General features: G+C 68.9%; 21 protein-coding genes. 19 read left to right on the plus strand and 2 right to left on the minus strand.

What is annotated here, in order from left to right; all coding sequences use genetic code 11:
- Positions 1-159 precede the first annotated feature (159 nt).
- Positions 160-747 carry a hypothetical protein gene (locus tag ACFVYR_RS32565; RefSeq protein ID WP_384258247.1) on the plus strand — a complete coding sequence of 196 codons (588 nt, stop codon included), beginning with the start codon at positions 160-162 and terminating at the stop codon, positions 745-747.
- Between the two features lie 186 nt (positions 748-933).
- On the opposite strand, the gene ACFVYR_RS32570 is transcribed toward ACFVYR_RS32565, so the two are convergent.
- Positions 934-1245 (minus strand): ferredoxin, encoded by a 312-nt coding sequence (locus tag ACFVYR_RS32570; protein ID WP_384258245.1) that lies wholly within the window; start codon positions 1243-1245, stop codon positions 934-936.
- Positions 1246-1499: 254 nt separating this feature from the next.
- Between ACFVYR_RS32570 and arc the strand changes: the two genes are divergently transcribed.
- From arc to prcA, 6 genes are all read left to right on the plus strand, one after another.
- Positions 1500-3266: a proteasome ATPase gene (gene arc, locus ACFVYR_RS32575; protein WP_384258242.1), complete on the plus strand. Its 1767-nt coding sequence runs from the start codon at positions 1500-1502 to the stop codon at positions 3264-3266.
- 213 nt (positions 3267-3479) lie between these two features.
- On the plus strand, positions 3480-4991 hold the full coding sequence (gene dop, locus ACFVYR_RS32580; RefSeq protein WP_384258240.1) for a depupylase/deamidase Dop: 1512 nt from the start codon (positions 3480-3482) through the stop codon (positions 4989-4991).
- 124 nt (positions 4992-5115) lie between these two features.
- Positions 5116-5334 (plus strand): ubiquitin-like protein Pup, encoded by a 219-nt coding sequence (locus ACFVYR_RS32585; RefSeq protein ID WP_127911314.1) that lies wholly within the window; start codon positions 5116-5118, stop codon positions 5332-5334.
- 3 nt (positions 5335-5337) lie between these two features.
- Positions 5338-5931, plus strand: a complete 594-nt coding sequence (locus ACFVYR_RS32590) for an endonuclease VII domain-containing protein (protein WP_384258237.1) — start codon at positions 5338-5340, stop codon at positions 5929-5931.
- Positions 5883-6728, plus strand: coding sequence for a proteasome subunit beta (gene prcB, locus ACFVYR_RS32595; protein ID WP_384258235.1), 846 nt, complete (start codon positions 5883-5885; stop codon positions 6726-6728). The genes ACFVYR_RS32590 and prcB overlap by 49 nt, the downstream gene beginning before the upstream one ends.
- A 51-nt stretch (positions 6729-6779) precedes the next feature.
- Positions 6780-7571, plus strand: coding sequence for a proteasome subunit alpha (gene prcA, locus ACFVYR_RS32600; RefSeq protein ID WP_384258233.1), 792 nt, complete (start codon positions 6780-6782; stop codon positions 7569-7571).
- Positions 7572-7662: 91 nt separating this feature from the next.
- Here prcA and ACFVYR_RS32605 read toward each other — a convergent pair whose 3' ends face one another.
- Positions 7663-8685 (minus strand): LacI family DNA-binding transcriptional regulator, encoded by a 1023-nt coding sequence (locus ACFVYR_RS32605; protein WP_384258230.1) that lies wholly within the window; start codon positions 8683-8685, stop codon positions 7663-7665.
- Between the two features lie 160 nt (positions 8686-8845).
- Between ACFVYR_RS32605 and ACFVYR_RS32610 the strand changes: the two genes are divergently transcribed.
- From ACFVYR_RS32610 to ACFVYR_RS32665, 12 genes are all read left to right on the plus strand, one after another.
- Positions 8846-10105, plus strand: coding sequence for an MFS transporter (locus tag ACFVYR_RS32610; RefSeq protein ID WP_384258228.1), 1260 nt, complete (start codon positions 8846-8848; stop codon positions 10103-10105).
- Between the two features lie 9 nt (positions 10106-10114).
- Entirely contained in the window at positions 10115-11476 is a 1362-nt protein-coding gene (pafA, locus tag ACFVYR_RS32615; protein WP_355810318.1) for a Pup--protein ligase, read from the plus strand.
- Between the two features lie 137 nt (positions 11477-11613).
- Positions 11614-12612: an FKBP-type peptidyl-prolyl cis-trans isomerase gene (locus tag ACFVYR_RS32620; RefSeq protein WP_384258226.1), complete on the plus strand. Its 999-nt coding sequence runs from the start codon at positions 11614-11616 to the stop codon at positions 12610-12612.
- Between the two features lie 59 nt (positions 12613-12671).
- Positions 12672-13046: an FKBP-type peptidyl-prolyl cis-trans isomerase gene (locus ACFVYR_RS32625; RefSeq protein WP_055567247.1), complete on the plus strand. Its 375-nt coding sequence runs from the start codon at positions 12672-12674 to the stop codon at positions 13044-13046.
- A gap of 163 nt (positions 13047-13209) precedes the next feature.
- Positions 13210-14187 (plus strand): helix-turn-helix transcriptional regulator, encoded by a 978-nt coding sequence (locus tag ACFVYR_RS32630; RefSeq protein ID WP_384258223.1) that lies wholly within the window; start codon positions 13210-13212, stop codon positions 14185-14187.
- Positions 14188-14204: 17 nt separating this feature from the next.
- Entirely contained in the window at positions 14205-15182 is a 978-nt protein-coding gene (locus ACFVYR_RS32635; RefSeq protein ID WP_384258221.1) for a helix-turn-helix transcriptional regulator, read from the plus strand.
- On the plus strand, positions 15179-15454 hold the full coding sequence (locus tag ACFVYR_RS32640; protein ID WP_384258219.1) for a hypothetical protein: 276 nt from the start codon (positions 15179-15181) through the stop codon (positions 15452-15454). The genes ACFVYR_RS32635 and ACFVYR_RS32640 overlap by 4 nt, the downstream gene beginning before the upstream one ends.
- Before the next feature lie 9 nt (positions 15455-15463).
- On the plus strand, positions 15464-15661 hold the full coding sequence (locus ACFVYR_RS32645) for a hypothetical protein (protein WP_384258216.1): 198 nt from the start codon (positions 15464-15466) through the stop codon (positions 15659-15661).
- A gap of 209 nt (positions 15662-15870) precedes the next feature.
- Positions 15871-16155, plus strand: coding sequence for a Sec-independent protein translocase subunit TatA (tatA, locus tag ACFVYR_RS32650; protein WP_384258214.1), 285 nt, complete (start codon positions 15871-15873; stop codon positions 16153-16155).
- Between the two features lie 92 nt (positions 16156-16247).
- Complete coding sequence (gene tatC / locus ACFVYR_RS32655) at positions 16248-17141, plus strand: twin-arginine translocase subunit TatC (protein WP_384258272.1); 894 nt, start codon at positions 16248-16250, stop codon at positions 17139-17141.
- 17 nt (positions 17142-17158) lie between these two features.
- The gene (locus ACFVYR_RS32660) at positions 17159-18049 is read left to right on the plus strand and encodes a diacylglycerol kinase (protein WP_384258212.1); all 891 of its coding nucleotides are present in this window, start codon (positions 17159-17161) and stop codon (positions 18047-18049) included.
- Between the two features lie 83 nt (positions 18050-18132).
- A complete protein-coding gene (locus ACFVYR_RS32665) occupies positions 18133-20943 on the plus strand; it encodes a DEAD/DEAH box helicase (protein WP_384258209.1) in 2811 nt (936 codons plus the stop codon).
- The last annotated feature ends 187 nt before the right edge of the window (positions 20944-21130 follow it).

Here is a 21130-nt window from a genome sequence, read left to right on the forward strand (position 1 = left end):
GGGAACTCGGCGGCGGCGCCGTTTCGTTGACAGGAGACCAGCCGCGTACCGCAAGAAACAGAAGACCCACCGCCGACCCCGGTGTTCCACCTCACTGTGACGTATGGCACGATGCTGGCCACCTCCCCACCGGCACGCCCTCACAGGAGACACTTCCTCGTGCAGCACCCCGCGGTCCCGGAACTGGCGCACACCACCGCCCGCCCCATCCACTGGCTGGCCACCGCGGCCGCACTGGCCGCCGTCGTCGCGGGCTCCGCGTTCCTCAAACCCGACGACGCGACCGCCGCCCAGACGGGCCCCCAGCCGCACTCCAGAGCCGCCGCGGCAGCACCGGCCCCGGCCCCCGCACCCGACCCCGCCGCCGTCGACTTCCCACTCGACTGCGGCCCCGTGAAGAGCGCGGTCAAGAAGAAGGCCACCGGCGACCTCGACGGCGACGGCAGCCCCGAGACCGTCGCCGTCGTGCACTGCGAAGCCGGATCGGGCACACCGCCCGACGGGATCTACGTCATCACCAGGGCAGGCACGGCCAAGCCGCGCGTCGTCGCCACCCTCCTCGACCCCAAGGACCGGCAGAACGTGCGCGACTTCGCCGTACGCGACGGCGCCGTCACCGCCACCCTGCTCGGCTACTCCTCGCCCGACATACCCCGCTGCTGCCCCGACCAGCAGGACAGAGCCAAGTGGCAGTGGAAGGACGGCACGTTCGAACGGGGCACCCCCGACCGGGCCCGCAGCATCTGAGAGCCTGTGTCATATCCCCGGCCGGGTGGTCGCCGCCTGGCACGCACGCTCGCCGCGTTGCCGAAAAGCCCTAGTAGCTCCGCTACGAGGACTTCCCGGCGCCTTGCGATCGCACGCACCAGACGACGCCCACTGATCCGACCGGGGATATGACACAGGCTCTGACACCCCCCGAAGGGCGCGCGATCACGCCGCGTCGGGACCGTACACCTCGACCCGGTCCGAGACCCGACGCACATGGATGCAGTCGCCGGGACACTCCTTGGCCGAATCCACCACATCGGTGAGGAGCGTCAGCGGCACCGGCGTTGTCGCCCCAGGAGCCTGCAGCAACTCGTCGTCACCACTCTTCACATACGCCAGACCATCGATGTCCAGCTCGAAGACCTCAGGGGCGTACTGCGCGCAGATACCGTCCCCGGTACAGAGGTCCTGGTCGATCCAGACCTCCAGATCGTGGCCCTCACTGCCGGTCTCGGCCTCGTGCCGCACGGTCATCTCTCCTGCCGGTCGCTGCGCCGGTCCGCCCGACAATGCAGCAAGTCGGGCCAGCCCTGACGGGTGTTGAACGCTTCGACGATACAACCGTCCGCTTTCCGATGTTGTTGGGTGGGTATTCACCTCGTGTGAGGGAGAGCGCAAGGGTGAAGATCGGACACACCCCCATCGTCTTTGTGATCTAGGGGTTTCAATCGACACCCACCCAGGTAGGGTCTGGAAGCGTCCAGCTCCCCTTGGAGGAGGTGAGGACCGTGGCAGCCCACGACGACGACATCAACCGCGGCATCCGGCCGGGACGAGGGTCCGAGGACCCCGCCGGTCAGGTTGCCTATCTCGAGCAGGAAATCGCCGTCCTGCGACGCAAGCTCGCCGACTCTCCGCGTCATACGAGGATTCTCGAAGAGCGGATCGTCGAGCTGCAGACCAACCTGGCCGGCGTGTCCGCACAGAACGAGCGGCTCGCCAACACGCTCCGTGAGGCCCGCGACCAGATCGTGGCCCTCAAGGAGGAAGTCGACCGGCTCGCACAGCCACCGGCCGGCTTCGGAGTCTTCCTCGTGGCGAACGAGGACGGCACGGCGGACATCTTCACCGGGGGCCGCAAGCTCCGGGTGAACGTCAGCCCGAGCGTGGAGCTCGAAGAGCTCAGGCGCGGCCAGGAAGTCATGCTCAACGAAGCGCTCAACGTGGTCGAGGCCATGGAGTACGAGAGCGTCGGAGACATCGTCACCCTCAAGGAAATCCTCGAGGACGGCGAGCGCGCCCTGGTGATCGGACACACCGACGAAGAAAGAGTGGTCCGGCTCGCCGAACCACTCCTCGACGTCACCATCAGGGCAGGCGACGCACTCCTGCTCGAACCACGCTCCGGCTACGTCTACGAAGTGGTCCCCAAGAGCGAGGTCGAAGAACTCGTCCTCGAAGAGGTCCCGGACATCGACTACGACAAGATCGGCGGCCTGGGCAACCAGATCGAACTGATCCGCGACGCGGTCGAACTGCCCTACCTCTACCCCGACCTCTTCAAAGAGCACGAACTACGGCCCCCCAAGGGCGTCCTGCTCTACGGCCCACCCGGCTGCGGCAAGACGCTGATCGCGAAGGCCGTCGCCAACTCCCTCGCCAAAAAGGTCGCCGAGGTGACCGGACAGCCCGCGGGAAAGAGCTACTTCCTCAACATCAAGGGCCCCGAACTCCTCAACAAGTACGTCGGCGAGACCGAGCGCCACATCCGCCTGGTCTTCCAGCGTGCCCGCGAGAAGGCGAGCGAAGGCACCCCCGTCATCGTCTTCTTCGACGAGATGGAATCCCTCTTCCGCACCCGCGGATCCGGAGTCAGCTCGGACGTGGAGAACACCATCGTCCCCCAGCTGCTCGCCGAGATCGACGGCGTGGAAGGCCTGGAGAACGTCATCGTCATCGGCGCCTCCAACCGCGAAGACATGATCGACCCCGCCATCCTGCGCCCCGGCCGACTCGACGTGAAGATCAAGATCGAGCGCCCGGACGCCGAGGCGGCCAAGGACATCTTCGCCAAGTACCTCACCGAACGGCTCCCGCTCCACTCGGACGACCTCGCCGAACACAGCGCCGACCGGCGCGCCACGGTGCACGGCATGATCCAGTCCGTGGTCGAGCAGATGTACGCGGAGTCCGAGGAGAACCGCTTCCTCGAGGTGACGTACGCGAACGGAGACAAGGAAGTCCTGTACTTCAAGGACTTCAATTCCGGCGCCATGATCGAGAACATCGTGGGCCGCGCCAAGAAGATGGCCATCAAGGCCTTCCTCGAAGCCAACCAGAAGGGCCTACGGGTCGCTCACCTCCTCCAGGCTTGCATCGACGAGTTCAAGGAGAACGAGGACCTGCCCAACACCACCAACCCGGACGACTGGGCCAGGATCTCCGGAAAGAAGGGTGAACGGATCGTCTACATCCGCACCCTCGTCACCGGAAAGCAGGGCGCGGACACCGGACGCTCCATCGACACGGTGGCCAACACCGGTCAATACCTCTAGAACACAGGGCGGCTGCGGGTGTCCTTCACGGGTACCCGCAGCCGTCTGCTTTTCAATGAAGGCAATGATCTCCCCACCAGCGCAAAGGCGTTCTAGGCTCTTCGGTACCGCCGAGTCGCGCAGTGCGGGGACGGGCACCGCACACGCACCGGAGAACCAGCGGTACTTGAGCGCCGTTCCCGAAGGGGAGCGCCGCCGGGCAAGGAGGGCCGCATGACCGTACGGCGAGTAATGGGCATCGAGACGGAGTACGGCATCTCCGTCCCCGGCCATCCCAACGCCAATGCCATGCTCACCTCGTCCCAGATCGTCAACGCCTATGCCGCGGCGATGCACCGGGCGCGACGCGCCCGCTGGGACTTCGAGGAGGAGAACCCGCTGCGGGACGCGCGGGGTTTCGACCTCGCCCGCGAGGCCGCCGACTCCAGCCAGCTGACCGACGAGGACATCGGCCTCGCCAACGTCATCCTCACCAACGGCGCACGCCTGTACGTCGACCACGCACACCCCGAATACAGCTCACCGGAGATCACCAACCCCCGGGACGCCGTCCTGTGGGACAAGGCCGGCGAACGCATCATGGCCGAGGCCGCCGACCGCGCGGCCCAGCTCCCCGGCGCCCAACCGATCCACCTCTACAAGAACAACACCGACAACAAGGGCGCCTCCTACGGCACGCACGAGAACTACCTCATGAGGCGGGACACCCCCTTCTCCGACATCGTGCGGCACCTGACACCGTTCTTCATCTCCCGCCAGGTCGTCACCGGCGCCGGACGCGTCGGCATCGGTCAGGACGGCCATGAGCACGGCTTCCAGCTCAGCCAGCGCGCCGACTACTTCGAGGTCGAAGTGGGCCTGGAGACGACCCTCAAGCGGCCCATCATCAACACCCGGGACGAGCCGCACTCCGACGCCGAGAAATACCGCAGGCTCCACGTCATCATCGGCGACGCGAACCTCTCGGAGATCTCCACCTACCTCAAGCTCGGCACCACCTCGCTCGTCCTCGCCATGATCGAGGACGGCTTCATCGCGGTCGACCTCGCCGTGGACCAGCCCGTGCGCACCCTCCACCAGGTGTCGCACGACGCGACGCTCAAGCATCTCGTGACGCTCCGTAGCGGCCGTTCACTCACCGCCGTACAGCTCCAGATGGAGTACTTCGAGCTGGCCCGCAAATACGTCGAGGAGCGGTACGGCTCCGACGTCGACGAGCAGACCAAGGACGTCCTGGCCCGCTGGGAGGACGTACTCGGCCGCCTCGAAAGCGATCCTATGAGCCTCTCCGGAGAGCTCGACTGGGTCGCCAAACGGGAGCTCATGGAGGGCTACCGCCGCCGTGACAGCCTCGACTGGGACGCCGCGCGGCTCCATCTGGTCGACCTCCAGTACGCCGACGTACGGGCCGAGAAGGGCCTGTACAACCGCCTGGTGGCCCGGGGCAAGATGAAGCGGCTCCTCGACGAGGCGGACGTCGAACGGGCCATCGGCAAGCCGCCCGAGGACACCCGCGCGTACTTCCGCGGCCGCTGCCTCGAGCAGTACGCGGACGACGTGGCCGCGGCGTCCTGGGACTCCGTCATCTTCGACCTCCCGGGCCGCGACTCTCTGCAACGGGTCCCCACGCTGGAGCCCCTGCGCGGCACGCGGAACCACGTCAAGGAACTGCTGGACCGCTGCCGCACGGCAGAGGATCTGGTTCGGGTGCTCTCCGGCGGCTGAAAGGTCATCGCCGGGGGAATCACACAGGTGGGTCCCGCAGGTTGAGCCAACAGCGGGGCCGATGTCGGACCCGAAGCGTAGGGTCTGATCAAGAACGTCTAACCGAGCGAGCGGGGTGAGGTAGATGGCGACCAAGGACACCGGCGGCGGACAGCAGAAGGCGACGCGTTCCACCGAGGAGACCGAGGAGCAGACGCAGGACGCGCAGGCTTCCGAGGACCTCAAGGAACGCCAGGAGAAGCTGAGCGACGACGTGGACTCGGTTCTTGACGAGATTGATGACGTCTTGGAGGAAAATGCCGAGGATTTTGTACGGAGTTTCGTGCAAAAGGGTGGACAGTGACGAATGTCCGAATCGGGCATTGGGAAGAAGTGCTCTACTTGTCAGCAGACTCTTCCTGTCGGCGCGTTCGCGGCGAACAGGTCGCGGCCTGATGGCTTGCAGACCAGTTGCCGCGAATGCGCGGCTGAGTACTACAAGCGTCGCCAAGAAGCTCGCGGCAAGTCGGTTCGCGAGAAGGTAGCCGTTCCCGAGGGACACAAGCTCTGCCGCACCTGCGACCAGATCAAGCCGCATGCTGAGTGGCACTGCAATGGAACCGCCTCGGATGGCCTGTCGACGCGCTGCAAGGCGTGCCGGGCCATCCAGGGGCGGGAGGGGCATCTGAAGCGCCAGTACGGCATGACCGAAGCCGAACGCGACGAGATGATCGCCTCCCAGATGGGGCTCTGCGTGATCTGTCTCAGTGCCCCCGCCGCCCATGTGGATCACTGCCACGAGACGGGTAAAGTCCGTGGCGTACCGTGCTTCAACTGCAATTCGGCCATCGGCAAGTTGGGAGACGATCCCGACACTGTTCGTCGGGCTGCCGCCTACCTGGAGGGAACCTCGTGGAAGCCAATACTCGTGGCGCAGGGCGTCTACCGGCTGCCTTCCTGACGCCTGGTTCGTCGTCGTTCATGGACTTCCTGTCCGAGCATCAGCCCGAGATCCTGCCGGGCAACCGTCAACTGCCGCCCACCCAGGGCGTGGTCGAGGCGCCGCACGGCACGACCATTGTGGCCGTGACGTTCCCGGGGGGTGTCGTCCTCGCCGGTGACCGGCGGGCGACGATGGGCAATGTGATCGCTCAGCGCGACATCGAGAAGGTCTTCCCGGCCGACGAGTACTCGGCGGTGGGCATCGCCGGCACGGCGGGTCTGGCCGTGGAGATGGTCAAGCTGTTCCAGCTGGAGCTGGAGCACTTCGAGAAGGTGGAGGGCGCGACGCTCTCGCTGGAGGGCAAGGCGAACCGCCTGTCCACGATGATCCGGGGCAACCTCGGCATGGCCATGCAGGGTCTCGCCGTGGTGCCGCTCTTCGCGGGGTACGACGTGGACCGGGAGAAGGGCCGCATCTTCTCGTACGACGTGACGGGTGGCCGTTCCGAGGAGCACGGTTTCGCGGCGACCGGTTCGGGTTCGGTCTTCGCGCGCGGTGCGATGAAGAAGCTGTACCACGCGGGTCTGACGGAGGAGCAGGCGACGACCCTGGTCATCCAGGCGTTGTACGACGCGGCCGATGACGACTCGGCGACCGGCGGTCCGGATGTGGCGCGCCGGATCTACCCCATCGTCACGGTGATCACTGATGAGGGGTTCCGGCGGCTGACGGAGGAGGAGTCCTCCGCGATCGCGCGTTCGATCCTGGAGAAGCGGCTTGAGCAGCCGGACGGCCCGCGGGCCGCGTTGCTCTGATCGCTCCGTTTTCGCCACTGACTGAAGTTTTGACAGAAAGGGACGGATCCGGTGTCGACGCCGTTCTATGTCTCACCCCAGCAGGCCATGGCCGACCGGGCGGAATACGCCCGGAAGGGTATCGCCCGCGGTCGCAGCCTTGTCGTGTTGCAGTTTGCCGATGGCATCGTGTTCGTCGGTGAGAACCCGTCCCGTGCGCTGCACAAGTTCAGCGAGATCTATGACCGGATCGGCTTCGCGGCCGCCGGTAAGTACAACGAGTACGAGAATTTGCGGATCGGCGGGGTCCGCTATGCCGATCTTCGTGGTTACACCTATGACCGTGCCGATGTGACGGCTCGTGGGTTGGCCAACGTCTACGCGCAGACTCTGGGCACGATCTTCTCCAGCAATGCGGAGAAGCCGTACGAGGTGGAGCTGGTCGTCGCGGAGGTCGGCACGACGCCGGACGGTGATCAGATCTACCGTCTGCCGCATGACGGTTCGATCGTGGATGAGCACGGTTCGGTCGCGGTGGGTGGTAACGCGGAGCAGATCAGTAGCTATCTGGATCAGCGCCATCAGGACGGGATGACGCTCGCCGAGGCGTTGAAGCTCGCGGTGCAGGCGCTGTCCCGTGACACCAACGGCAGTGAGCGGGAGATTCCCGCGGAGCGGCTGGAGGTGGCGGTCCTGGACCGTACGCGGCCTCAGCAGCGGAAGTTCAAGCGGATCGTGGGGCGTCAGCTCTCGCGTCTGCTCGATGAGGGCGGTGCGACGGACGCGGACTCCGACACCGAGACGGACACGGACTCGGGCTCGGGCTCGGGTCCCGTGCAGACGTCCGGCGGCGACGTCGAGTAGCCCTTCGGCGCGGTGCGCCCCGTGTTCCGGTCCGACGGCCGGAGCGCGGGGCGCTTTTGTATGCCCGGGGGGCGGAGGCCGGGGGCCGGGGTCAGTGGGCGGGACCGGTGGAGCCGCGCACGATGAGGTGGACGGGGAGTGGTGTGGCGTCGGGGGTGCGGCCTTCCAGGACGGCGACGAGGGATTCCATGCCGCGTTCTCCGAAGCGTTCGGCGGGGAGGCGGACGGTGGTGAGTTCGGGTTCGACGGCGGTTGCCAGGGTGAGGTCGTCGAAGCCGGTGACGGAGATGTCCTCGGGGATGCGCAGGCCGAGTCGGCGGGCGGCTTTGCAGGCGCCCGCGGAGAGGAAGTCGTCGTCGCAGATGATGGCGGTGGGCCGGGGGCCGGGGGCGGAGAGGGCGGCTTCGGCGGCGGCGCGGGCGCCTTCGACGTTGAGGGGTGCGGTCATGCGGCGTACGGCGGTGTGGGTGCCGCGCAGGGTGTGGGCGAGCGCTTCGGCGCGTACGTCGAAGGTCCAGGAGTCGACGTCGGCCGCGAGGTGCAGGAAGTCGCGGTGGCCGAGGGCGAGGAGGTGTTCGGTGGCCTGGCGCATGCCGTCGGCGAGGTCGAGGTTGACGGTGGCGGCGCCGTGGCTGCCTGCGGGGTCGCTGTCGAGCATGACGAGGGGGAGGTCGTCGCCGCGGATGGTGGCGAGGGTGTCGGAGGCCATGGAGGAGGCGAGTACGCCGTCCAGTGAGGCGCGTGCGGAGGCGAAGGGGTCGCGGGCGGGGCCGATGCCGTCGGGGGAGGGGTAGAGCACGACGCCGAAGTCGTGGCGGGCGGCGATGCGGGCGACGCCGGTGTAGACGTGTGCGAAGAATTCGTTGGTGAGTTCGGGGACGACGAGGAGGGCTGTTCTGGTTCTGCCGAGGCGCAGGTTGCGGGCGGCGAGGTTGGGGCGGTAGCCGAGGTCTCGTGCGGCGGTGCGTACGCGTTCGGCGGTGGGTTCGGCGACGCGGCCGCGCCATTTGTCGCCGAGTACGAGGGAGACGGTGGCCTGGGAGACTCCGGCGGCGCGTGCGACGTCGCGGCTCGTGGGGCGGGGCCCCGCGGTTTCCTGCTGTGGCCCGGCCACTCTTACCTCCCGGATCGTGTCCGCGGTGGGACGCGCGTGCGTGTGCGGGTGCGGGCGCGTGTGGAAACGCTGTGGACCCGCGGACAGCGTTCATGGTACGTATGACGCTCGACGTTATACGTAAAACCTTGGGCGGTGTCGCCCGGCGAAGGGACGGGCCATGGCAGCCGGATACGCGCAGATCCTGCGGACCAGATACGCGATGCGGCTGCTGGCCGGGACGCTGGTGGGCCGGCTCCCGAACGCCACGGCGGCCATCGCCATCGTGCTGTTCATCCGCGCCGAGGGCGGCACGTACAGCCTGGCGGGCGCGCTCGCCGCGGTGTACGGCGTCGCCAACGCCGTCGGCCAGCCGCTCCTCGGCCGCCTCGTCGACGTGCACGGCCAGCCACGTGTCCAGCTTCCCGCCGCGCTCCTGTCCGCCGTGGGCATGGCGGCGTTCGCCTTCACGGGCCCCGACCGGCTGGAGCTCGCGTACGTCTCGGTGGGTGCGGCGGGCCTCTTCACGCCGCCCCTGGAGGGGGGTTTGCGCGCCCTGTGGCCGAGCGTCCTCGGCAAGGAGGAGCAGGTGCACACGGCGTACGCCATGGACGCCATCGCGCAGGAAGTCATGTTCACCGTCGGACCGTTGCTCGTGACGGCCTGCGTGGCCCTCTGGTCGGAGCAGGCGGCGCTGCTCGTGGTCAACGCCGTCGGTGTGCTGGGGGCGCTCTCCGTGGTGATGTCGCGGCCCTCGCGCGCCTGGCGCTCGGCGCCCCGGGAGGCGCATTGGCTCGGGGCCCTGCGCTCGCCCGGACTTCTCGCGCTCCTCGGGGCGTTCCTCTTCATCGGCATGGCGCTGGGTTCCATCACGGTTGCCGGGGTGTCGTACGCGGACGGCCACGGCGGTGACGCGGTCTACGGCTGGATGATGGCGGCGCTCGGTCTCGGTGCGCTGCTCGGCGGCTCCGTGTACGGGGCGCGGCGGTGGAGCGGGGTGCCGGAGCGGCGGCTCACCGTGCTCGTGGCGCTGCTGGCCGTCTGCTACGTGCCGTTGACGCTGACGCCGGGGGCGCTCGCGATGACGGGGCTCACCGCGGTCGCCGGTGTATTCCTCGCGCCGGCGCTCGCGTGCGCGTTCATCATCGTCGACCGGCACGCGCCGCGCGGCACGGTCACGGAGGCGTTCTCGTGGCTGGTGACGACGTTCACCGTGGGCGCCTCGCTCGGGACGGCCGCCGCGGGGCCGGTCGTTGAATGGGGAGGTACGGAGTGGGGCTTCGCGGTGCCGGGGCTCGCAGGTGGGGGCGCGCTTCTGGTTTTGCTGGCCACCGCGCGGGTACTGGTGGCCGGCGACGATTGCGGGGTCGTTGCGGGTTCATCGGAAAATGATCGAAACGGTGCCGTCGAACCCGGTTTCAGTGCCGGGCATCAGGCGTAATGTTCAGTCATGGACCGCCGCATTTTCGGGCTGGAGAACGAGTACGGCGTCACGTGCACGTTCAGGGGACAGCGCCGCCTGTCGCCTGACGAGGTGGCGCGCTACCTCTTCCGCCGTGTCGTGTCATGGGGCCGCAGCAGCAACGTCTTCCTGCGGAACGGCGCCCGCCTCTATCTTGACGTGGGATCACATCCGGAATATGCAACGCCCGAATGTGACAACGTGACCGAGTTGGTCACCCACGACAAAGCGGGCGAGCGCATTCTGGAAGGCCTGCTCGTCGACGCCGAACGCCGTCTGCATGAGGAGGGAATCGCGGGCGACGTCTATCTCTTCAAGAACAACACCGATTCGGCGGGAAACTCCTACGGTTGTCACGAGAACTATCTGGTGGCCCGTCACGGAGAGTTCTCGCGACTCGCGGACATTCTCATTCCGTTCCTCGTCACCCGTCAGCTGCTCTGCGGGGCGGGCAAGGTGCTGCAGACTCCGCGCGGCGCCGTGTACTGCGTCAGCCAGCGTGCCGAGCACATCTGGGAGGGCGTGTCGTCCGCGACCACCCGCTCCCGGCCGATCATCAACACCCGCGACGAGCCGCACGCGGACGCCGAGCGGTACCGCAGGCTCCACGTCATCGTCGGCGACTCGAACATGTCCGAGACGACCATGCTCCTGAAGGTCGGCGCCACCGATCTCGTGCTGCGCATGATCGAGGCGGGCACGGTGATGCGCGACCTCACCCTGGAGAATCCGATCAGGGCCATCCGCGAGGTCAGCCACGACATCACGGGCCGCCGCAAGGTGCGTCTGGCCAGCGGTCGTGAGGCCTCGGCCCTCGAAGTGCAGCGCGAGTACTACGAGAAGGCGGTGGACTTCGTCGACCGCCGCGGTATCCGCACCGGCACCGTCGAGCAGGTCCTCGAGCTGTGGGGCCGCACGCTGGACGCGATCGAGACCGAGGACCTCGACCGCATCGGTACCGAGATCGACTGGGTCATGAAGTACAAGCTCATCGAGCGGTACCGGGCCAAGAACAACATGACCATGTCGCACCCGCGGGTCGCGCAGATAGACCTCGCGTACCACGACATCCACCGTCGGCGGGGGCTCTACTACCTCCTGGAGAAGAAGGGGCAAGCCGCCCGTATCTGCAACGACTTGAAGATCTTCGAGGGCAAGTCGGTGCCGCCGCAGACCACCCGGGCGCGGCTGCGCGGCGACTTCATCCGGCGGGCCCAGGAGCAGCGCAGGGACTTCACGGTCGACTGGGTCCACCTCAAGCTCAACGACCAGGCACAGCGCACCGTGTTGTGCAAGGACCCGTTCCGTTCCGTGGACGACCGGGTGGAGAAGCTCATCGCCGGCATGTGAGCCAAGTGGGCCGGGTGAATGGAGTGACGTTGCGGGAACGCAACGCGGGCGCCGCACGTTCCTCGTGCGGCGCCCTTCTCACGCCGTAGAGTTGCGCGCACTCCAACCACAAGATCGACCGATACGAGGCCCCCACCGTGCGCCGACGCTCACTCCTCCTTGCTGTCCCGGCCGGCCTGCTCACGCTGGCAGGCTGTGGTGACGACAAGGCCGACAAGGCCAAGACCAAGCCCAGCGACAGCCCGACCAACTCCGCGTCGGCGCCGCCGACCGCGAAGATCGTGGACGGTCCGCTGCCCGAGATCACGAAGGGCACGAAGTTCGGCGAGAAGCCGACCGTGGCCAAGGGCAAGGGCAAGGCGTCCTCCGACCTGGCGGTCAAGACCCTGATCGAGGGCAAGGGCAAGGAGGTCGTCAAGGGCGACTATCTGCAGGCCAACTACCTCGGCCAGATCTGGGCGACGGGCAAGGTCTTCGACAACTCCTACGACCGCGGCAATCCCACGGTCTTCCCGATCGGCGTCGGCCAGGTCATTCCCGGCTGGGACCAGGCGCTGGTCGGCAAGAAGCTCGACAGCCGCGTGGAGCTCGCCATCCCCCCGAAGATGGGTTACGGCGAGCAGGGCAACAAGGACGCGGGCATCAAGGGCTCGGACACCCTCGTGTTCGTCGTCGACCTGGTCGGCACCTTCACCGCCAAGAGCTCGGCGAAGGGCAAGGAGGTGGCGCAGTCCAACAAGGACCTGCCCAAGGTCGGCACGAACACCGACGGCAAGGCCCCCTCCATCGACATCCCGAAGGCGAAGGCCCCCGAGAAGCTCGTCGCGTCGTACATCATCGAGGGCGACGGTGACGAGGTGAAGGAGACCGACAGCCTCCTGTGCCAGTACGAGGGCGTGCTGTGGGCGGACGGCAAGGAGTTCGACTCCTCGTACAAGCGCAAGCAGCTGGCCTCGTTCCAGCTCGCGCAGGTCGTCAAGGGCTGGGCGCAGGGTCTGACCGGCAAGAAGGTCGGCAGCCGCGTCCTGGTCGTCATCCCGCCGGAGCTGGGGTACGGCGAGAAGCCCCCGCAGGGCACCCCCATCAAGAAGGACTCCACGCTGGTCTTCTGCGTGGACATCCTCGCGAAGATGTGACCCTCGGGGGATGCAAGACTGTCCGCGCTGACCTTTCGTATCAAAGCAGGAGCATTTTCGTGAGCATCGACAAGCCCGAGGTCGACTTCCCCGTCGGCGAGCCGCCGGCCGATCTGCAGATCAAGGACATCTGGGAGGGTGACGGGGCGGTCGCCAAGGCGGGCGACTTCGTCAAGGTCCACTACGTGGGCGTCGCCTTCAGCACCGGCGAGGAGTTCGACGCCAGCTGGAACCGCGGCAACCCGCTGGAGTTCCAGCTGGGCGCCGGCCAGGTCATCTCCGGCTGGGACCAGGGCGTGCAGGGCATGAAGGTCGGTGGCCGGCGCGAGCTGACCATCCCGGCCCACCTCGCGTACGGCGACCGCGGCGCCGGTGGCGGCCGCATCGCGCCGGGCGAGACGCTGATCTTCGTCTGCGACCTCGTCTCCGTCTGAGGACGACGTCCGCGACCTGAGCGGTCCACCGAGGGCCCATGTCCGTCCGGCATGGGCCCTCGGCCGTGTCCGGGCACGGGCCCTCGGCTTTGCCCGGACACCCCGGGGCGGTACGGTCATCGGTCGGAAGCATTGTGCGTTGTATGGCCGAGAAAGGGCGTCGATGGCCATTGCCAAGGCCGAGCGGCTGATGAATCTGGCGCTGTGCCTGCTCGGGACCCGGCGGCCGCTCAGCAAGCGTGAGCTGCGCGACTCCATCGAGGCATACGTCGAGGCCTTCGGGCCGGGGGGCCGGGCGGCCGCGTCCGACGACTCCTTCAACCGGATGTTCGAGCGCGACAAGGACGATCTGCGCGAGCTCGGTCTGGTCATCGAGACCGTGGAGAACCTCGACGGCGAGGTCGGCTACCTCGCCCGCCGTGACAGCAACCGCCTGCCGCCCATCACGATAGACGCCGAGGAGGCCGCGGCCCTCGGTCTGGCCGCCAAGGTCTGGCAGCAGGCCCGGCTCGCCGGGGCCGCCAGCGGCGCCCTGCAGAAGCTGCGCGCCGCCGGGCTGCCCGAGGACGCCGACCCGTACGGGGCGCACAGCGCCCTGGAGCCGCGGATCCCCGCGCACGAGGCGTCCTTCGAGCCGCTGATGCTCGCCCTGCGCGACCGCCGACCCATCGTCTTCGACTACCGCAAGGCCACCGCGGCCCGCCCCGAGCAGCGCCACGTCGAGCCCTGGGCGCTGGAGTGCTGGCGCGGCCACTGGTACCTCGCCGGATGGGACCGCGACCGGGGCGCCGAGCGTGTCTTCCGGCTTTCGCGGATCACCGGCAAGGTGCGCGCCCGCGCCGGAAAGTACACGGCCGACGTCCCGGACGTCGTCACGGTCCGCGAGACCGTCGCGGGCTGGGCGGGGGAGATCGCCGACCGCACCGCCCTGATCCGGCTGCGCACGGGGTCCGGGTACCCGCTGCGGGCCAAGGCCGTCGCGCTGCGGGAACTGGGCGACGGGTGGGACGAGTTGGAGATTCCGTACGGCCACGGGCTCGATGCCTGGCTGGTGGAGTTCGGGCCCGACGTGGTGGTCCTGGAGCCCGCCGAGCTGCGGGCCGACGTCGTGGACCGGCTGCGCGCCGTGGCCAAGGGCTGAGGGGGAGCGGAAGAGTAATGGCCTCGAACGCCATCGACCAGACGCGGCGGATGCTGTCGCTGGTGACCTATCTGCGCGAGCGCCCCGGCGCCCACGTCGAGGACGTCGCCCGCGCCTTCGGTATCACTCCCGACGAGCTGATCTCCGACCTCGACGTGCTGCCGATGTGCGGGACCAGCTTCCGCGGCGGCGACCTCCTGGACATCGACACCGACGGCGACCGCATCTGGTGGCACAACCCCGACGACGTGGCGGCCCCGCTGCGCCTCGCCGCCGACGAGGCGACCGCGCTGCTCGTGGCCGCCCGCGCGGTGGCGACCCTGCCCGGCCTGCGCGAGAGCGACCGGCTCGCGCTCCTGCGCGCCACCGCGAAGCTGGAGACGGCGGCCGGTGAGGCCGCGGGCGCCAGCTCCCGACTTTCGGTGACCTTCGAGTCGGAGGGCGGCGTCTTCGCCGACGTCGACCGGGCCATCTCCGAGCGGCGCCGGCTCTGGATCCGCTACTACTCGCCCGCCCGCGACGAGGTCACCGAGCGCGAGATCGACCCCATCCGGCTGGTGAGCGTCGGCCACACCTATGTGGAGGCGTGGTGCCGCCGCTCCGAGGCGCGGCGCACCTTCCGCCTCGACCGGGTCGCCGAGATCAAGATCCTCGACGAGCCGTCCGCGCCGCCCGAGGTCGAGCTGCGCGACCTCTCCGAAGGCCTCGTGCAGCCCGCCGCCGAGGACCCCGAGGTCGTCGTCGAGGTCGGCCCCGGCGGCCGCTGGGTCGCCGAGTACTACCCCCACGACAGTGCCGAGGAGCTGCCCGACGGCGGCCTGCGGATCACGCTGCGCACCCCCGACCCCGCATCGCTGCGCCGTCTCGCGCTGCGCCTGGGCAGGGACGGGCGGATCGTCTCCCCGGCGCAGCTCGCGGACAGCGCGCGGCAGGCGGCACGCGAGGCACTCCAGGCGTACGAGAGGGATGACGAGAGGCAGGAGCAAGGGCGTTGACCACACCGACCACGGCCGGACTTCCCGGGGTGCCCGCGCAGACGCGGCGTACCCCGGTCCTCTTCACCGCCGCCTGCCCCGACTGCCGCGCCCGCTTCGAGCTGTCCGCGGGGGCGCTGCGTCTCGCGATCGGCGCCAGCAGCCGCACCACCTTCTACTCCTTCACCTGCCCCGAGTGCGGGGCCGCGGTGCGCAAGCCCGCGGGTGAGCGCATCGTCGAACTCCTCACCGGCGGCGGGGTGCGGACGCTGCGTCTGCACTCGACCGTCTAGGCTCGGCGCATGTTCTGGGCGATGCTCGCGATCGCGGCGGGCTTCTTGGGCCTCGCCGTCCTCGGTGTAATGGCGGTCAAGGTCTTCGTGGAGGCGCAGCGTCTCGCGCGTCAAGTGACCGAGACCACACGGCGGATCAACCGGGCGGCGGAGGACCTGGAGAGGGCCGCGGCCGATGTTGCCCGTGCGGGACAAGGGGCTCTTTAGCGTCCGCGACCTGTCAACTCCCCGCGGTGGACCGGTACGCTGCGAATACGGCCCGGGATCGAGGCGGGGGGCCGCACTCGGAGTACGCGCGGGGATTGCCGAGCGTTTACCCCGGGGGGTTACGATCGCTGCAAGCGCGGGAGATCGGATAAATGTCCGGTCTGCCGAGCACCAGACTCCTGTCGCCTCGGTGAAGAAGGTATACAGCTATGGGTAGGCTCGGCCCCACCGAGATCATTCTCATCCTCGTCGTCATCGTCCTGCTGTTCGGCGCCAAGAAGCTGCCCGACATGGCGCGCTCCCTCGGCAAGTCGGCCCGCATCCTCAAGAGCGAGGCCAAGGCCATGAAGTCCGAGAGCAAGGACGACGCCGCCGCTCCGGCCGACCCGCCGAGCGAGCCGGTCGTCCAGCCGCGCACGATCAAGGCTGCCCCCGGCGACGTGACCAGCTCGCGCCCGGTCACCGAACCGACCGACCGTACGACGCAGCGCTGATCCAAGGCCGGCGCCGGCCGGCCTGCCGCACGAGATGAGGACGTGGGTTGCTCAAGTCTGCCCGCAAGAAGGAGAAGGACCCCGAGGGGCGGATGCCCCTCGCGGAGCACCTTCGCGAGCTCCGCAACCGGCTCGCCAAGGGGCTCCTCGCGATCACGGTCGTATCGATCGTGGCCGCGTTCTACAGCCAGGAGCTGATGGAGTTCCTGGCTGATCCCGTGCCGCGCTGCGAGCCCGGCATGAAGCAGACCGGCGGCCACTGCGCGACGGTGACCTTCAACGACCTGCTTTCGCCCTTCACCACCACGGTGAAGGTCAGCCTCATGGTCGGCATCATCGTGTCCAGCCCGGTCTGGCTGTACCAGCTGTGGGCGTTCGTCGCGCCGGGCCTGCACAAGCACGAGCGGAAGTACACCTACTGGTTCGTCTCGGCCGCCGTGCCCCTCTTCTTCGCCGGCGCCTGGCTCGCGTACACGATCCTTCCCGTCAGCATGCGCGTCCTGCTCGGCATCACGCCGGACGGGGCCCAGAACCTCCTGCCGATGGACAAGATCCTCGACTTCACCGTCAGGATGGTCCTCGTCTTCGGCGCCTCGTTCGAGCTGCCACTGCTGCTGGTGATGCTCAACGCGACGGGCATAGTGACCGGCCGCCGCATGCTGACCTGGTGGCGCGGCGTGGTCATGGGCGTCTTCATCTTCGGCGCGGTGGCGACCCCGACCACCGACCCGGTCGGCATGATCGCCCTCGCCGGACCGATCGTCGTCCTCTACTTCATCGCCGTCGGTTTCTCCCTCCTCAACGACAGGCGCCGCCGTCGCCACGACCCCGACGCCGAGCTCGACGACGACGAGGCGTCCGACATCGACCTCACGCCCGAGGCCGTCGACGACGTCGAATCGGTGCGGCCGCCCAGGGCGCTGCCCGAGCAGGCGGGCACCGGCCGGGCCGATCACCGGGTGAACGGTTTCGACGATGTGACGTGACCTTGTAGGGTCCCGTCGTGACAAGCGAGATCACCCTCTTCGTCAACCCCACCGCGGGCCGCGGCCGGGGCGCCCGCGCGGCGCAGCCGGCCGCTTCGGCGTTGCGGGCCCGCGGCTTCCGCGTACGGACGGTCATCGGTGAGGACGCCCCCGACGCGCTGCGGCGGGCCCGTGCGGCCGTCGGCGCGGGCACCGGGGCGCTGATAGCCGTCGGCGGTGACGGCATGGCGAGCCTCGCGCTGCGGGCCGTCGCGGGGACGCGGACCCCGCTCGGCGTGATCGCCGTGGGGACCGGCAACGACTTCGCGCGCGCCCTCGGCCTGCCGGTGCGCGAGCCGGCGGCCGCGGGGGAGATCGTGGCCGAGGCGCTCAAGGGGGCCAGGACGCGCGACGTCGACCTGGGCGAGGTGGGCGGCACCTGGTTCGCGACCGTGCTCGCGTCGGGCTTCGACTCGCGGGTCAACGACCGGGGCAACCGGATGCGGTGGCCCACGGGACGCTTCAAGTACGACCTCGCGATGATCGCGGAGCTGGCGGCGTTCAAGCCGATCCCCTATCGCATCACGCTGGACGGCGGCGCCGTCCACGAGGTCGAGGCCACCCTCGTCGCGGTCGGCAACGGGACCTCGTACGGCGGCGGCATGCGGATCTGCGCCGGGGCCGACATGGGCGACGGGCTCTTCGACGTCACGGTGGTGGGGGAGTGCAGCCGGACGACGCTGCTCAAGGTCTTCCCGCGGGTCTACAAGGGCACGCACCTCGACCATCCGTTGGTCACCGTGCACCGCGCCGCGACGGTGGAGCTCGCCGCGCCCGGCATCACCGGATACGCCGACGGGGAGCCGCTGGGCGCGCTGCCGCTGACCGCGCGGTGCGTACCGGGGGCGGTGCGGGTGCTCGTGCCCTGAGCGCCTGTCTTTCGACCCCCGCCCGCGCCCGTTCGGATAATGATCGTCCGTTGTCAGTGGTGGCCGGTAGTCTCGAAAGCACGATGACAGAGGACCTCTCACCGGCCGAGCGGTATGCGGCGGCGCGCAAGCGCGCTGTCGAGCAGGCCACCGCACTCGCGTCCTTCCGCGAGATGTACGAATTCGGCCTCGACCCCTTCCAGATCGAGGCCTGCAAGGCCCTCGAGGCGGGCAAGGGCGTGCTCGTGGCCGCCCCCACGGGCTCGGGCAAGACGATCGTCGGCGAGTTCGCCGTGCACCTGGCGCTCGGCCAGGGCAAGAAGTGTTTCTACACCACGCCCATCAAGGCGCTCTCCAACCAGAAGTACGCCGACCTCGCCAAGCGGTACGGCGCGGACAAGGTCGGCCTGCTCACCGGCGACAACAGCGTCAACAGCGATGCCCCGGTGGTCGTCATGACCACCGAGGTCCTGCGGAACATGCTGTATTCGGGCTCGCAGTCGCTGCTCAACCTCGGCTATGTGGTCATGGACGAGGTGCACTACCTCTCCGACCGCTTCCGGGGCGCCGTCTGGGAGGAAGTGATCATCCATCTGCAGGAGTCGGTCACGCTGGTCTCCCTCTCGGCCACGGTGTCGAACGCGGAGGAGTTCGGCGACTGGCTCGACACCGTGCGCGGCGACACCGAGGTGATCGTCTCCGAGCACCGGCCCGTGCCGCTCTTCCAGCACGTCCTCGCCGGGCGCCGGATGTACGACCTCTTCGAGGAGGGCGAGGGCCAGCGCAGGGCGGTCAACCCCGACCTCACGCGGATGGCGCGGATGGAGGCCAGCCGCTCGTACAACCCGCGCGAGCGCCGCAAGGGCAAGATGATCCGCGAGGCCGACCGGGAGCGCGAGCGCCGTCAGCGTTCGCGGATCTGGACGCCGGGCCGCCCCGAGGTCATCGAGCGGCTCGACGCCGAAGGGCTGCTGCCCGCCATCACCTTCATCTTCAGCCGCGCGGCCTGCGAGGCCGCCGTGCAGCAGTGCATGTACGCGGGGCTCAGGCTGAACGACGACGAGGCGCGGATGACGGTCCGCGGGATCGTCGAGGAGCGCACGGCCTCGATCCCCAACGAGGACCTGCACGTCCTTGGCTACTACGAATGGCTGGAGGGTCTCGAGCGCGGCATCGCGGCGCACCACGCGGGCATGCTGCCGACCTTCAAGGAGGTCGTCGAGGAGCTGTTCGTGCGCGGTCTGGTCAAGGCCGTCTTCGCCACCGAGACGCTCGCCCTCGGTATCAACATGCCCGCGCGCAGTGTGGTGCTCGAGAAGCTCGTCAAGTGGAACGGCGAGCAGCACGCAGACATCACCCCGGGCGAGTACACGCAGCTGACCGGCCGTGCGGGCCGTCGCGGCATCGATGTCGAGGGCCATGCGGTGGTCCTCTGGCAGCGCGCCATGAGCCCCGAGCATCTGGCAGGGCTGGCGGGCACGCGTACGTACCCGCTGCGCTCCAGCTTCAAGCCGTCGTACAACATGGCGGTGAACCTGGTCGAGCAGTTCGGCAGGCACCGCTCGCGCGAGCTCCTCGAAACCTCCTTCGCGCAGTTCCAGGCCGACAAGTCGGTCGTCGGGATCTCCCGGCAGGTGCAGAAGAACGAGGAGGGCCTGGAGGGCTACAAGGCCTCCATGACCTGTCACCTGGGCGACTTCGAGGAGTATGCGCGGCTGCGCCGCGAGCTCAAGGACCGCGAGACCGAGCTGGCCAAGCAGGGCGCGGTCCAGCGCAGGGCCGCCGCTGCCGCCGCCCTGGAGAAGCTGAAGCCGGGCGACGTCATCCACGTGCCCACCGGGAAGTACGCGGGGCTGGCGCTCGTCCTGGACCCGGGCATTTCGGCCGGGCGGGCCAACGGCCACCGGGACTTCGATCACGTGGACGGCCCCCGTCCGCTCGTCCTCACCGCCGAGCGGCAGGTCAAGCGGCTCGCGTCGATGGACTTCCCGGTGCCAGTCGAGGCCGTGGAGCGGATGCGCATCCCGAAGTCGTTCAACGCGCGCTCGCCGCAGTCCCGCCGTGACCTGGCGTCCGCGCTGCGCACCAAGGCCGGGCACCTCGTGCCCGACCGGCACCGCAAGGGGCGCGCGACGGCCGCCGACGACCAGGAGATCGCGAGGCTGCGCGCGGAGCTGCGCGCGCACCCCTGCCACGGCTGCGACGAGCGGGAGGACCACGCGCGCTGGGCCGAGCGGTACTACCGCCTCAAGCGCGACACCTCGCAGCTGGAGCGCCGCATCGAGGGGCGTACGAACACGATCGCCCGTACCTTCGACCGGATCGTCGCCCTCCTCAGCGAGCTGGACTACCTGCGCGGCGACGAGGTCACCGAGCACGGCAAGCGGCTCGCCCGGTTGTACGGGGAGCTGGACCTGCTGGCCAGCGAATGCCTGCGCGCCGGGGTGTGGGAAGGGCTGAGTCCGGCCGAACTGGCCGCGTGCGTCTCGGCGTTGGTGTACGAGGCGCGGGTCGGTGACGATGCCCTCGCGCCCAAGCTGCCGTCCGGGGCGGCGAAGGCGGCGCTGGGCGAGATGGTGCGGATCTGGGGCAGCCTCGACGGCCTGGAGGAAGAGTTCAGGATCAGTCAGACGGAGGGCGTCGGCCAGCGCGAGCCCGACCTCGGCTTCGCCTGGGCGGCGTACATGTGGGCCTCCGGCAAGGGCCTCGACGAGGTGCTGCGCGAGGCGGAGATGCCGGCCGGTGACTTCGTGCGCTGGTGCAAGCAGGTCATCGACGTGCTCGGGCAGATCGCCGCGGCGGCCCCGGGCGGGGGCGGCACGGTGGCGAAGAACGCCCGCAAGGCGGTCGACCTGCTGCTGCGGGGTGTGGTGGCGTACAGCTCGGTGGGCTGAGCGGGACCTCTGCGGCGCGCACGGGCGCGCCCCTCGACCAACTCGGTCGCGGGGCGCGCCCGTTCGACGTTTTTCCGGGCGTTCGAGACGTCACGCCATGTGTTCGAATGGTCGCCGGGTGTACAAAAGGGCAGAGTGTATGCCCGTCGGCGAGGCCTCTGCAGGGGGTTGCCGAATATGACACGGC

It is taken from the genome of Streptomyces sp. NPDC058284, from assembly GCF_042881135.1.
In the GTDB taxonomy this organism is placed as follows: domain Bacteria; phylum Actinomycetota; class Actinomycetes; order Streptomycetales; family Streptomycetaceae; genus Streptomyces.

Excerpts from the sequence above, each read along its gene's own strand:
- ACFVYR_RS32665 (WP_384258209.1), top strand. The coding sequence starts at position 18,133 with ATGACAGAGGACCTCTCACCGGCCGAGCGGTATGCGGCGGCGCGCAAG.
- pafA (WP_355810318.1), top strand. The coding sequence starts at position 10,115 with ATGGACCGCCGCATTTTCGGGCTGGAGAACGAGTACGGCGTCACGTGC.
- ACFVYR_RS32645 (WP_384258216.1), top strand. The coding sequence starts at position 15,464 with ATGTTCTGGGCGATGCTCGCGATCGCGGCGGGCTTCTTGGGCCTCGCC.
- ACFVYR_RS32585 (WP_127911314.1), top strand. The coding sequence starts at position 5,116 with ATGGCGACCAAGGACACCGGCGGCGGACAGCAGAAGGCGACGCGTTCC.
- ACFVYR_RS32570 (WP_384258245.1), bottom strand. The coding sequence starts at position 1,245 with ATGACCGTGCGGCACGAGGCCGAGACCGGCAGTGAGGGCCACGATCTG.
- tatC (WP_384258272.1), top strand. The coding sequence starts at position 16,248 with ATGCCCCTCGCGGAGCACCTTCGCGAGCTCCGCAACCGGCTCGCCAAG.
- ACFVYR_RS32630 (WP_384258223.1), top strand. The coding sequence starts at position 13,210 with ATGGCCATTGCCAAGGCCGAGCGGCTGATGAATCTGGCGCTGTGCCTG.
- ACFVYR_RS32590 (WP_384258237.1), top strand. The coding sequence starts at position 5,338 with ATGTCCGAATCGGGCATTGGGAAGAAGTGCTCTACTTGTCAGCAGACT.
- ACFVYR_RS32610 (WP_384258228.1), top strand. The coding sequence starts at position 8,846 with ATGGCAGCCGGATACGCGCAGATCCTGCGGACCAGATACGCGATGCGG.
- ACFVYR_RS32635 (WP_384258221.1), top strand. The coding sequence starts at position 14,205 with ATGGCCTCGAACGCCATCGACCAGACGCGGCGGATGCTGTCGCTGGTG.
- tatA (WP_384258214.1), top strand. The coding sequence starts at position 15,871 with ATGGGTAGGCTCGGCCCCACCGAGATCATTCTCATCCTCGTCGTCATC.
- dop (WP_384258240.1), top strand. The coding sequence starts at position 3,480 with ATGACCGTACGGCGAGTAATGGGCATCGAGACGGAGTACGGCATCTCC.